We start from the raw sequence: 12,938 nt of genomic DNA, 5'->3' as shown, positions 1-12,938 counted from the left end.
GTGCTCGCAAAGACACAAAAATATCCAGTTAGGTATAAACGAAAAAACACCACTCGTTCTTAAACGAGTGGTGTTAAGCACTAGGCTCGCTTTTTAAAAATACAAAACGTACGTTATTTTAGCTTGCTATCAAGCTCTTCTATTTTAGCTTTCCAGATTGCAGGGCCTTGTGTATGCGCATTGGCGCCTTCACTGTCTACTGCAACGGTCACTGGCATATTTTCTACTTCAAATTCATAAATAGCTTCCATACCTAAATCTTCAAAAGCAACTACGCGTGCTTTTTTAATCGCTTTAGATACTAAGTAAGCTGCGCCGCCTACAGCCATTAAATAAACAGATTTATGCTCTTTAATAGACTCAACAGTTGCAGGTCCACGTTCAGCTTTACCAATCATGCCTACAATGCCTGTTTTTTCTAGCATCATATCGGTAAATTTATCCATACGAGTTGCAGTTGTAGGGCCTGCAGGACCAACTGCTTCATCACGTACCGCGTCTACTGGTCCAACGTAATAAATAAATTTATTATCAAAGTCTACGCCTTTTGGTAAACCTTCACCTGAATTGATCATATCTTGCAGACGTTTATGCGCTGCATCACGACCTGTTAAAATAGTGCCCGAAAGTAAAACAGTTTCACCCATTTTCCATTCTTGAACATCTTTTTTAGTCAGTGTATTTAAGTCAACGCGACGTGTGCCTTCGCCCACTTCAAATGTTACTTGTGGCCAATCTTCTAGCTTAGGTGCTTTTAAATTAGCAGGGCCAGAACCGTCAAGTGTAAAATGTACATGGCGAGTTGCCGCACAGTTAGGGATCATTACTACAGGTTTTGAAGCTGCATGCGTTGGTGCTGTTTTAATTTTAACATCAACAACCGTTGTTAAACCGCCTAAGCCTTGTGCGCCAATACCTAATTTATTAGCGCGGTCAAATATTTCTAAACGCAGTTTTTCTTCAGTCGTTTCTGCGCCGCGTTCCATTAGTTCATGGATATCAACCGGGTCCATTAACGACTCTTTAGCCATTACTGCCGCTTTTTCAGCCGTACCACCAATACCTATTCCTAGCATGCCTGGCGGACACCAACCAGCACCCATTGTTGGTAGTGTTTTTTCTACCCATTCAGCAACATCATCTGACGGGTTTAACATAACCATTTTACTTTTGTTTTCAGAGCCGCCACCTTTAGCCGCAACCATTACTTCTACTTTACCACCCGCTACTAAATCAATATGCACAACCGAAGGCGTATTATCTTTCGTGTTTTTACGCGTGCCAGCAGGGTCTGCAACAATAGATGCACGTAAAGGGTTATCTGGATTCAAATATGCACGACGAGTACCTTCATCAACCATTTGTTGAACGGTTAAATCTGTTTTATCCCACTTAACATCCATACCTACTTTAACAAAACAGGTAATAATACCGGTATCTTGGCAAAGTGGACGCTTGCCTTCAGCCGACATGCGTGAGTTAATTAAAATTTGTGCAATGGCGTCTTTAGCCGCTTTACTTTGTTCTTTGTTGTAAGCTTTTTCGAGAGCTTGAACAAAATCAAGTGGGTGATAGAACGAAATATATTGCAATGCATCTTCAATGCTATCAATAAAGTCTTGCTGACAAATTGTACTCATAGTGGTTCCTTAAGTTACCGTTACGCGTTGTCGCGTAATCTAAATCAAACCGGTGACGGTGGTTTGCACTGTTTTTTACAGCTTAGTGCTGCCAAAAAATTTGACTTATGATACCCTCCCAGCCCGTTTCGAGCCAGTTCTTAAAGGGGCAGTAAATGCTAAACAATAAAAAAAATTGTATTAAATTAGGCATAACACAAAACTGCATTGACGTTTTTGCGCATTTTTCACATTTGCCTTATGCAATTCTATTAGATTCTGCAAATAGTAATCATATAAACAGCCGTTTTGATATTATTGCCATTGAGCCGCAAAGTACCCTTGAAGTAAAAAATAATAAAAGCTTTTTAAATAATATAGAAAGTAGTGATAACTGCTTTGAAATTATGAATAATGAGCTTTCGCATCTTGATAAAACAAAAGCCGGTTACGATTTACCCTTTAACGGCGGCTGGCTTGGCTACTTTGGCTACGACCTAGGCCGTACAATTGAAAATATCCCCACTCGTGCTATTGAAGATATTAACCTTCCCCAAATGGCTATTGGCCTTTACTTAGATGCCCTTATTTACGACAAGCAGCAACAAAGCTGGTTTTATGTATCGCAGCCAAACACCGATCGATTAGCGCTTTATCAGCAATATTTAAATACACACGTTAACTCCCAAGTTAATACACAGTCCTTTGCCCTAAATAGCGACTGGCAATCAAATATGAGCGAAACGGAATACGCTGCAAAGTTTGCCCAAATTGAGGAGTATTTAAAAAGTGGCGATTGTTACCAAATTAATTTAGCGCAGCGCTTTAACGCTCAGTTTGAAGGCTCCCCTTGGGCAGCTTATATTAAACTGCGTGAGGCAAATAAAGCGCCATTCTCGAGCTTTATAAATCACCCTCAAGGGGCTATTTTATCAATTTCTCCTGAGCGCTTTATATCTGTAAATAATAACGTTGTAGAAACCAAGCCAATTAAAGGCACACTGCCGCGAAAAGCAGATGCACTAGAGGATCAACGCCAAGCGCAAATACTCGCAGCATCAGCTAAAGATCGCGCTGAAAATGTAATGATTGTTGATTTACTGCGTAACGACTTAGGCAAAGTAGCAAAACCAGGCAGCGTTCACGTCCCTTCGCTTTTTGCTATTGAAAGCTTTCCGGCAGTGCATCATTTAGTAAGCACGGTCACCTCAGAACTTGATGAAGGTAAAACAGCGGTCGATCAGCTAAAAGCGGCTTTTCCGGGTGGCTCAATCACCGGTGCGCCAAAAATTAGAGCGATGGAAATAATTGAAGAATTAGAACCGCATCGCCGCAGCATTTATTGTGGTTCAATTGGTTATTTAAGTGCATGTGGAAATATGGATACGAGTATCACTATTCGCACATTGGTGTGCCACAAAGCGCAAATTTACTGCTGGGCAGGTGGCGGAATAGTCGCTGATTCTAAAGTCGAATTGGAATATCAAGAAACTTACGATAAAGTAAATAAAATCCTCCCTTTATTAAAACAGTAGGTCGCTTTGAATAGTGAACACATTATGGCGCGGTTTCTGTTAAGCCCTACAGCTGCGCCAAATCAGTTAAAAGACACACGTAAAAAACGCGCTAGCGCTGTTATGCTGCCAATTATTGATATAGATAACCATGCACATATTTTACTGTGTAAACGCCCTACTTATTTACACCATCACCCTGGGGAGATTTGTTTGCCCGGAGGCAAGTTTGAAGTAAGCGACATTACCCTTCGCACCACAGCACTTCGCGAACTAAAAGAAGAGCTAAATATTGCCCAAAGCAACGTTAATGTATTAGGTCACTTACCTGAGTATTCAACCTTAACGGGTTTTAGTATTAGCCCCTATGTGGGTTTACTCAAAAAAAACACCACCTGGGAAAATGACTATAATGAAGTACAAGCGAGCTTTTTGCTCTCTGTTACTGAATTAAATAACGAAGCTAACTGGCAACCCTTACCTTTTCAACGATTTGGGAAAACGGTTATTTTGCAAGGTTTTAAAACGCCGCATGGTTTACTTTGGGGTGCGACTGCAAGCATTATAAAAAACTTTACAAAACAACTCGCCTTACCAGTTTAAATCTTCGTTATTAGTAGTTACACAATCACAATTCCACGTTATCATGCTCGACCGTTCAAAGAGCAGCTTCGTGCTGATAAAACAAAGTAGAGACACACACATTATGATCAGTGCATTTGATATGTTTAGCATTGGTATTGGCCCTTCGTCATCACACACCGTTGGCCCAATGCGCGCATCACGCTTATTTGTTAATGACCTACAAGAACAACAATTATTAGCAAATGTTACCGATATTAAAGTAGAGCTTTATGGCTCTCTTGGTCAAACAGGTGTTGGCCATGGCTCGGGTAAAGCCGTAATTCTTGGTTTAGCCGGTTACGATCCTGAAACAATTGATGCCGATTTAGTCGACGACATTTTAGCGACCATTGAAAAAGATCAGGTTATTTATTTAAACAAAACACATAAAGCCAAATTCCCAAAACAAGGTGCTATTGTTTTTCATCGTCGTAAAACACTGCCTAAGCATTCTAATGCAATGGAAATTATCGCCTCAAACAACGGCGAAAAAATTTACAGCAAAGTATATTACTCTATTGGCGGTGGCTTCATTGTTACCGACGAAGAGTTTGAAAACGAAAAACAAGCAGCCCTCGATATTAGAGAAGAAAATCCAGCCCCCTTCCCATTTGGTAGCGCAAAAGAACTACTAGAGATGTGTAAAGAGTCTGGGTTTAGTGTTTCTACCTTGATGATGAAAAACGAAAAAACACTGCGCACTGAAGACGAAGTAAAAGACACATTGTTCCATATTTGGAAAGTAATGATGGCTTGTATTGACCGTGGTATGCGCACCGAAGGTATTTTACCTGGCGGCTTAAAAGTAAAACGCCGTGCGCCCAGCTTATACTTAAAACTAAATATAGAGGTCAGTAACGACCCGCTTCGTGCAATGGACTGGGTTGATTTATTTGCCCTTGCCGTAAACGAAGAAAACGCTGCAGGTGGCCGTGTAGTTACCGCACCAACTAATGGTGCTGCGGGTATTTTACCGGCTGTGCTTATGTACTATCACACATTTGTGAAAGAAGTAGACCGCGATATAGCCACGCGTTATTTATTAACCGCTGCTGCTATTGGTATTTTATATAAAAAGAATGCCTCTATATCGGGTGCCGAAGTAGGTTGCCAAGGTGAAGTCGGCGTTGCGTGCTCTATGGCTGCAGGCGCATTAACAGAAATTGTTGGTGGCAATGTTGTGCAAGTAGAAAACGCAGCAGAAATTGGTATGGAACATAATTTAGGCCTAACGTGCGACCCTGTTGGTGGCTTAGTACAAGTACCGTGTATTGAACGTAATGCAATGGGCGCTATTAAAGCAATTAACGCTTCACGTTTAGCTATACGTGGCAGTGGCGAGCAAAAGGTATCGCTTGATAAAGTGATTAAAACCATGCTTGAAACTGGTAACGATATGAAAACTAAATATAAAGAAACCGCTCGCGGTGGATTGGCTGTTAATATTATCGAATGTTAATCAGCTCGCTATAAAAAGAAAAAGCCGCCTATTTTTAAAATAGGCGGCTTTTTTATTATTCATTTAATGTAGTGACATTATTTAACGGGTAACTCTATATCTGCAAATAACTTATCTACGTCATCTTGGTTACGTAATAAGCTTGCTCGCTCTACTCGCTCTTTAGTTAAGTGCGGTGCAAAACGTTCGATAAAATCATACATATAAGTACGTAAAAAGCTGCCCTTTCTAAAACCAATTTTGGTCGTACTAGCTTCAAATAAGTGGCTTGCATCAATACACACTAAATCGGTATCGCTCACTTGATCTATCGCCATTGAAGCAACAACACCAACTCCTAAACCCAGTCGTACGTATGTTTTTATAACATCAGCATCGGTTGCGGTAAATACAATGTGTGGTTCAAGCCCGTGTGCGCTAAACGCTTTATCTAACTCTGAGCGGCCCGTAAAACCAAATACATATGTAATGAGTGGATATTGAGCAATATCAGCAACGGTTAAACTATTTGCCTTTTTAGCCAACGGATGGTCTTTAGCGACAACAATACTGCGATTCCAATGGTAGCAAGGCAGCATAACTAAATCTGAATACAAATGCAGTGCTTCTGTTGCAATAGCAAAATCGGCATCACCGCGTGCTGCAGCATCCGATATTTGCTGTGGAGTACCTTGGTGCATATGAAGCGATACCGCAGGGTATTTTTTCATAAACCCTTGAATTACGTTAGGCAAAGCATAACGAGCTTGGGTATGTGTTGTAGCAATATTTAACTTACCTTGATCAGGTAGCGTATGCTCATTAGCAACGGCTTTAATACCTTCTACTTTAGAGAGTATTTCACGAGAAATATTAATAATATCTTCGCCGGCACCGGTTACATGCGTTAAATGCTTACCACTGCGACCAAAAATTTGCACACCCAACTCATCTTCTAACATGCGTACTTGTTTAGAAATTCCTGGCTGCGAGGTAAATAAACTCTCAGCAGTCGCTGAAACATTTAATTTATGATTTTGTACTTCTACGATGTATCTGAGTTGTTGTAATTTCATGGCTGCAAATTTTAACGTTATTATTCATATTATTTATAAAGGCAATACCGCTTAAAACCAAGTGTTATTTACGTAAAATAGCACTTTAGGTCTTTAGGTGTGCAATTATCTGATTAGAGCTCAAGGCTAGCATAATAAATATGCTTCAGGTAGCGATGATTATTCAGCTTTAGTTTATAAGCCCTTAGGCTTACTGCAGTTTATAAAGAGCTCAACCTATCAATTTTTTGGTATATTTTTTAAGTTAATCGGCGCAAAGCTACCCTGTTAACGTATATTTAATGTAAGATTAAATAATTAGGTTATATATCCGAGAATTACACCATGATCGTTTCTATTATAATAGTGCTTATAGTTGCATTGATTGTGATTGCACTTTGGGTAAGTGCTGTACAACAACACAAAGAAAAACAAGAGGCAGAACGCCGTAAAGAGCTTACAAAACAAAAAGCTATAATAGAAGAAACAGAAGAGGCACTAATGAATAGTGCTAACATCCCCCTTTCTGAAAATCTAATTCGTACATTACAGCGCCGTATTTACGAAGCTTTAAATACAATGGTTACTAACTCGCAAACATCTAAAGCACTTAAAAGCCGCTTAAGTGAAGCAAAAACGCACTTATCTAATCCAGTTCAAGATAATAGCAGTGAAGCTTTAACGCTACCGAGTAATGACAAACAACTTGTAGGCCTAATTCAAGGCATTAAAAAATTACGCTCAATTTTACGCTCTGAACACAGCAAAGGTCGTATTGATAGCCAAGTTTTTGTTCTTGAAGATAAACGTCTCGAAAAACTACAACTGCGTATTAATATTGAAAGCCAAATAAAACGGGGCCTATCCGCCCGTTCAGCCAGTATGGTTGGCTCTGCAAGACAATACTTTGAAAAAGCGCAGGCAACACTCAGTGCAGTCACCTACTCTGATGAATACGTAACTTCAAAACGCTTGGAAGTTGAGGGTTACTTAGAAGCAATTAGTGTTGAACTGCGAGCTTCTAATGCAAGCGCACTTAAAAAGAAAACAGAAGAAGAGCAAGACGACTTAGATATACTGTTTGCTCCTAAAAAGAAATGGTAGTGCTTTTATAAAAGCATTAAAAAGCCTGCACAAATTAAAATTTGTGCAGGCTTTTTTGTGTTTTTTGTTAGCTATTAAGACAAAAATGCAAACTTGAAAACAAACAAGGCTGTTAATATCCAAACACTAATACTGACTTGATCTTGCTTACCGCACAAGACTTTAACCGCCGTGTAAGATATAAAACCAAGTGCAATACCGTGCGCAATCGAAAACGTTAATGGTGTCATTAGTAATACCACAGTAACAGGAATTGCATCGGTCATATCATCCCAGTTTACAAACTTTAAATTTTGCAGCATCAGAACAGCGACATATAAAATAGCGCCTGCCGTAGCATAAGCCGGTACCATTTGTGCAAGCGGTGCAAAAAACATCATTAGTAAAAAGCAAATGCCTACAACTACAGCTGTTAAGCCAGTACGTCCGCCAACAGATACACCAGCAACCGATTCTATATACGATGTAGTCGTAGACGTACCTAGCATCGCACCTGCAATTGTTGCTGAGCTGTCAGCACTTAATGCGCGCCCTAAACGAGGCATGTTACCTTTTTCATCAGCTAAACCTGCTTTTTGAGTTACCGCAACTAATGTACCCGAAGTATCAAAAAGATCGACAAACAAGAAAGCAAAAATAACACTCATCATTGATATATCAAAAGCGGCTGCAAAATCTAGCTGCATAAAAGTAGGCATTATTGATGGTGGCATAGCCATAACACCGTGATATTCAACAAGCCCAAAACTTAGAGCAATGCCAGTCACTAATAAAATACTAATAAGCACGCCACTTTTAAAGTCGCGGTATAAAAGTGCTGCAATTACAAAAAAGCTTAATATAGCCAATAACGGTCCTGGAGAAGTAATGTCGCCCAACTGCACTAATGTTGCCGGGCTTGAGACGATAATGCCTGCATTTTTAAGGGCAATTAATGCTAAAAAAGCACCTATACCCGTTGCGATTGCTCGCTTGAGCACCAGAGGTATGGCATTAATAATCCACTCTCTGACTTTAAATAAGCTTAAAAACAAAAATATACAACCCGACATAAATACAGCCCCTAACGCGGCTTGCCAGGTATAACCCATTCCTAATACGACACCATACGTAAAAAAGGCATTTAGTCCCATACCAGGCGCTAATGCTAATGGATAGTTAGCCCATAAACCCATTATAAAACAGCCTATCGCAGCTGCTATACATGTCGCTACAAATGCAGCCCCTTGATCCATCCCAGCCTCTGCGAGCATAGCCGGGTTTACAAATACAATGTATACCATAGTTATAAAGGTAGTTAGGCCAGCAACGCATTCGCGTTTAACTGTTGAATTATTTTCGCTCAGTTTAAATAAGGCTTCGAACATAATAAACTTGTGATAGTAAAAAGTGGCGAGATTTTAACATAAAAATTATCTTTTACAGGACATTTTACCTTGCTATATACTAAACTGTTAGAGTAGTTAAAATAATAAATGAACCAATATGCTTAAAACAACACCTTGTGAGCAAGACTTAGAGCAACAGCTAGATAATATTTTAGGTTTTGTTACTCAACCCGAAAATACCTCTGTGCCCGTTGATAATAAAAAAGATGAGCAAAGTACGTTAAATAAAGCCCTATATTATTTAAAAAATAATCAAGCTCCATTGGCTGCAAAATGGATGCGGCTTGCTGCAATGGCGGGAAACCATAGAGCACAGTTTTATTTAGGTTTATTCTTTGTGAAAGGTGAAGGCGTGCCACAAAGTGTATTTCATGCTGTAGCTTGGTTAAGCTTAGCAAGTAGCCAAGGGTACGCCCCTGCCACTGCAGCGGTTACAGATATACGCAAACATATCGAAACTAAGCGATTTAAAGATGCTCAATGTTATGCGGCAAGTTTGTACGAACAAATCCACCAACTCCAGTTTTCTCATATGATCCCTCGCACGAGTGAAAACACATAAGCTAACCATGATAGAAGTACTGTATGCAGTGTAAAAAAATACTGTATATGGTTACAAAGATAATCCTATACAGTATAAAACCCCAAAATGAAGACACTACGCAAAAATTTATTTTTAGAATACCTTCTCAAAAACAACCCTATAACAACCTGATTAATAAAGAATTATAAATTCAAAAAATAAAAACAATGATCAAAAGCTGAATAACTGTACAAATAAATAGCATAAAAGGCTTGCACGAAAGCACTGTATAAACTACTGTATATGAATACTGTATAAAAACCCAGTGAGTGAAATTATGTTACAGCCTATTACCGTAAGAACAGTTAAAAGTTACCAACAAGATGAGCAAAGCGATTGCGTGAATTTGATTCAAATTGAAGATGAAATTTCAGCGACCTTTGAGCTTTTAAAAGTATTACACCAATACAATAGCTCTAATGCATGGACGTTACTAATTGCTCCAGATCATGTACCGAGCAAAGCTTTACTTGACTCATGCTCTATTGATACAAGTAAATTACTTGTTATTAGACAGAAGCACCTAGTAAATTTAGAGTATGTATTAAATTCTGCATTACATAACGGAAACTTTGCAGCGGTAATTACCTGGACCGATATAGTTAATAACCAACTACTTACGAATCTATCGTTCGATTTAAGTAAAACGAATACAAAACTATACTGTTTTACTAAAAAGTCTCAAACAACAGAGATATCACTCGCCCAATAAGCTTGTTAGACTAATGTTTTAGACTTTGTATTATTATTATGACTTCACTCAATACCACATTATGTTTTTGCAGCAGTGGGCACAATTATGCCGATTGCTGCGAGCCACTTCACTTATCTGTTAAGCAAGCTGACTCTCCTGAACAACTTATGCGCTCACGATTCAGTGCTTATGTTATTAAAAATGCAGAATATGTTTATCAAACCTACGCAAAAGAAAAACAAGCTGAAAATCCGGTTAAAGAAATCAATGATTTTGCTAACAGCTGTCGATTTATAAATCTTGATGTAATTGGGTCAAGCCATGATGGCGATACCGGCACTGTAGAATTTAAAGCCCAATATTTTTATCAAAACTTATTTTGTGAGCTTCACGAAAGATCGCAGTTTATTAAAGAAAACACTCAATGGCGTTATTTAGATGGCACTATATATCCTGTTGAAGATATTAAAGTGGGCAGAAATGATGACTGCCCATGTGGTAGCAATAAAAAGTACAAAAAATGTCATAGCGTGTAATAAATAATCTTATTTAATATTTATCACCTACAAGGTGTTTTTAAGTGTCAAAGTGATTTATTAGCTAGCTAAACTTAAAAACACACTTGGTTACGACCTTGCATTTTAGACTCATACATTTTTTCATCTGCGATCTGCAAGGTGTTTTTGTTATTTACGTACGGTTGTAGGGTTGCACCGCCAATACTAATAGTCACAAAGTCATATTCTGAATATCTGTGTAATATTCCTAAATCGACCACATTTTGTTTAATTTTATCAGCAACACAAATTGCACCTTCAGTGCTTGTATGCGGTAGAACAACTACAAACTCTTCGCCGCCGTAACGCGCAACAAAATCGGTTGGCCTTTGCAAACTATTAGTAATAGTTTGTGCAACAAGGTTTAAAACCGTATCGCCTTGCACATGACCATAAAGATCGTTGTATTGCTTAAAGTAATCTATATCGATGAGTAATAGTGCATAGTCGACTTTTTCTCGTAAGGCGCTTCGTTCCATTTTAGAAAAATGCGCATCAAAATAACGACGATTGAATACCTTTGTTAAATCATCTAGAAATACTTTTTGATTGAGTAAGTCATGTTGTAATTTTAACGTTATATGCGCACGAACTCTTCTAAATAATGTTTCTTTTTTAATCGGCTTTTTAATGAAATCGACAGCTCCGGCTTCCCAGCACTCTTCTTCTTCGTTTTCAAAGGATGTAACAAAAATAACTGGGATATCCTGTGTTTCAGTATTATTTTTTAATTTTAAACATGTATCAATACCACTCATTCCACCCATATTAATATCGAGTAGGATAATATCAGGTAAATCAACATTACAAATTTCTATCGCCTCTTCACCACTTCCAGCAGTTGTCACATTAAAATGCTCAGATAATATTTTTTTCAATACGATTAAGCTTAATAACTGATCGTCAACGACAAGTACTTTAGAATTCTTTAAACTTAGTTTTAATTGATGGTCAGAGTAATTTATTGGCATAGTAAAAATGTTTTGTTTTTTTAATTAAAAACAGCCTATAGCATCACATTTTGTTATGCAAATGTTAATTAAGAGGGGTTCTACTTATTGGTTACTAATAAAAATGCTTTTTAGTAAATCTTTATTGCATAAAAACAAAAAATGAGCCACTTGGGCTCATTTTATAACTTTGAATACTTAATTTAGTTAAGTATTATTCGTCATCATCTAAATCTAACTGTTGACGTTGAGCAGGTCGAGCTAAAATCTCTACGTAGAAAGAGGTCAAACCTTGCTTTTCAATTTCGCCAATTTGGTTACTTAATTCAGCAACGTGCACAACTTGCGCATCTTCAGCTGTGTTACCAAACTTACAGTCAAATGCCCAATAGTCAGCATCTTCAGGTAGCGTTTTATTACGCTCTCTTTTCAAATATTTTTTCACTTCGTGCTTTGCAGCATCAACCATACGAGGGTATTTGATTTTCTCGTGATTTAGCGTGAATGTTTTCTTCATTACGTTCCTAATTACCTTGGTTTAATGATAATGGCATTTCATGTCATACCATTTGACGCCATTATAGCAATTGCATTTAATTTTTGGATGCTTTTTTTTCATTAAATCAATTATTAGCAAATATATAAAGCAGACCCGTTATAAAGCATATATTAACTGATGATTATTACAATCATATATCACACCGCAATAAGCTGAAGTGGTTGATGTATTGCATCATTATTAAGGCTGTCGTAAAAAGCAGCTGCATCTATAGGAGGATTAGCAAGTTGCGTTTGTTCGCTTTTAATTCTTCTTCTGACAGCAAGCTCACAGTTATCTATTATATTAAGTGGAATATGCTTATCATCATTTCTAATCGCAAGTGGTTCAGGGTTTAAGCATTGCCTTAGCTTAATACTTGTCATACCGCAGCGTTCCCCTTCTTGAGATATTAATGATGCATTAAACTGTCCAACCAACATGTTATATTCATCAGGGGCTAAAAGTTGCTTTGGACCTGCGCCAAATTGCTTTCTTAACGCCTCTTCTTCTATAACTAAATTATCTATTTCAGTTTTTGGTAAATGAAATTGACTAAAGTCGAGTGCGTCATGTGACAGCATCGCTAATAATAGTGCAAATTCGCCACGGCGATTTTCATGCACACTATTATTGAGTCTACTGTTTAACTGACTCTCTGTGATTAACAAATCATCTATTTGCATAGTCTTTAGCCGATTGTGGTAACTGATAGATATTTATCGGCTTTATTTCAATTTTCTTTAGCTTTTTTCTTTACTTAAATACGCAATTTGCTATTATCAGCGCCGTTGCATTGGAGGGGTTCCCGAGCGGCCAAAGGGATCAGACTGTAAATCTGACGGCTCAGCCTTCGCTGGTTCGAATCCAGCTC

Annotated in this window: 13 protein-coding genes; 7 read left to right on the top strand and 6 right to left on the bottom strand. The window is 38.2% G+C overall.

Going from position 1 to position 12,938, the window contains the following annotated elements:
* Positions 1-113: 113 nt before the first annotated feature.
* Positions 114-1,640: a fumarate hydratase gene (locus AAEY62_RS19780; protein ID WP_024590989.1), complete on the bottom strand. Its 1,527-nt coding sequence runs from the start codon at positions 1,638-1,640 to the stop codon at positions 114-116.
* Between the two features lie 155 nt (positions 1,641-1,795).
* On the opposite strand from AAEY62_RS19780, the gene pabB reads away from it, so the two are divergent.
* The 3 genes from pabB to AAEY62_RS19765 all read left to right on the top strand — a co-directional run bounded on the left by pabB (position 1,796) and on the right by AAEY62_RS19765 (position 5,216).
* The gene (gene pabB, locus AAEY62_RS19775; protein ID WP_165726316.1) at positions 1,796-3,154 is read left to right on the top strand and encodes an aminodeoxychorismate synthase component I; all 1,359 of its coding nucleotides are present in this window, start codon (positions 1,796-1,798) and stop codon (positions 3,152-3,154) included.
* A gap of 6 nt (positions 3,155-3,160) precedes the next feature.
* A complete protein-coding gene (locus tag AAEY62_RS19770; RefSeq protein ID WP_024590991.1) occupies positions 3,161-3,736 on the top strand; it encodes an NUDIX hydrolase in 576 nt (191 codons plus the stop codon).
* A 103-nt stretch (positions 3,737-3,839) separates the two neighbouring features.
* On the top strand, positions 3,840-5,216 hold the full coding sequence (locus AAEY62_RS19765; RefSeq protein ID WP_024590992.1) for an L-serine ammonia-lyase: 1,377 nt from the start codon (positions 3,840-3,842) through the stop codon (positions 5,214-5,216).
* A 77-nt stretch (positions 5,217-5,293) separates the two neighbouring features.
* Here the strand turns inward: AAEY62_RS19765 and cysB are convergent, their stop codons facing one another.
* On the bottom strand, positions 5,294-6,271 hold the full coding sequence (cysB, locus tag AAEY62_RS19760) for an HTH-type transcriptional regulator CysB (protein WP_002961670.1): 978 nt from the start codon (positions 6,269-6,271) through the stop codon (positions 5,294-5,296).
* A gap of 324 nt (positions 6,272-6,595) precedes the next feature.
* Here cysB and AAEY62_RS19755 point away from each other — a divergent pair, with 324 nt between their 5' ends.
* Positions 6,596-7,354, top strand: coding sequence for a hypothetical protein (locus tag AAEY62_RS19755; protein ID WP_101217419.1), 759 nt, complete (start codon positions 6,596-6,598; stop codon positions 7,352-7,354).
* A gap of 74 nt (positions 7,355-7,428) precedes the next feature.
* Here the strand turns inward: AAEY62_RS19755 and AAEY62_RS19750 are convergent, their stop codons facing one another.
* Positions 7,429-8,721: an NCS2 family permease gene (locus AAEY62_RS19750; RefSeq protein ID WP_007583709.1), complete on the bottom strand. Its 1,293-nt coding sequence runs from the start codon at positions 8,719-8,721 to the stop codon at positions 7,429-7,431.
* Between the two features lie 118 nt (positions 8,722-8,839).
* On the opposite strand from AAEY62_RS19750, the gene AAEY62_RS19745 reads away from it, so the two are divergent.
* The 3 genes from AAEY62_RS19745 to AAEY62_RS19735 all read left to right on the top strand — a co-directional run bounded on the left by AAEY62_RS19745 (position 8,840) and on the right by AAEY62_RS19735 (position 10,555).
* The gene (locus tag AAEY62_RS19745; RefSeq protein WP_007583707.1) at positions 8,840-9,304 is read left to right on the top strand and encodes a tetratricopeptide repeat protein; all 465 of its coding nucleotides are present in this window, start codon (positions 8,840-8,842) and stop codon (positions 9,302-9,304) included.
* A 298-nt stretch (positions 9,305-9,602) separates the two neighbouring features.
* The gene (locus AAEY62_RS19740; RefSeq protein WP_007583705.1) at positions 9,603-10,037 is read left to right on the top strand and encodes a SulA-like leucine-rich domain-containing protein; all 435 of its coding nucleotides are present in this window, start codon (positions 9,603-9,605) and stop codon (positions 10,035-10,037) included.
* Between the two features lie 38 nt (positions 10,038-10,075).
* A complete protein-coding gene (locus tag AAEY62_RS19735) occupies positions 10,076-10,555 on the top strand; it encodes a YchJ family protein (RefSeq protein ID WP_350635867.1) in 480 nt (159 codons plus the stop codon).
* A gap of 74 nt (positions 10,556-10,629) precedes the next feature.
* On the opposite strand, the gene AAEY62_RS19730 is transcribed toward AAEY62_RS19735, so the two are convergent.
* From AAEY62_RS19730 to AAEY62_RS19720, 3 genes are all read right to left on the bottom strand, one after another.
* Entirely contained in the window at positions 10,630-11,547 is a 918-nt protein-coding gene (locus AAEY62_RS19730) for a GGDEF domain-containing response regulator (RefSeq protein WP_350635864.1), read from the bottom strand.
* Between the two features lie 193 nt (positions 11,548-11,740).
* Positions 11,741-12,043 (bottom strand): DUF6172 family protein, encoded by a 303-nt coding sequence (locus tag AAEY62_RS19725; protein ID WP_002961433.1) that lies wholly within the window; start codon positions 12,041-12,043, stop codon positions 11,741-11,743.
* A gap of 179 nt (positions 12,044-12,222) precedes the next feature.
* The gene (locus tag AAEY62_RS19720) at positions 12,223-12,750 is read right to left on the bottom strand and encodes a VC2046/SO_2500 family protein (protein ID WP_024598316.1); all 528 of its coding nucleotides are present in this window, start codon (positions 12,748-12,750) and stop codon (positions 12,223-12,225) included.
* Positions 12,751-12,938: the final 188 nt, after the last annotated feature.

Source organism: Pseudoalteromonas sp. GW168-MNA-CIBAN-0100, from assembly GCF_040309225.1.
Lineage (GTDB): Bacteria > Pseudomonadota > Gammaproteobacteria > Enterobacterales > Alteromonadaceae > Pseudoalteromonas > Pseudoalteromonas arctica.
The sequence above is the reverse complement of the archived record's forward strand: the minus strand, read 5'-3'. Positions and strand labels throughout refer to the sequence as shown.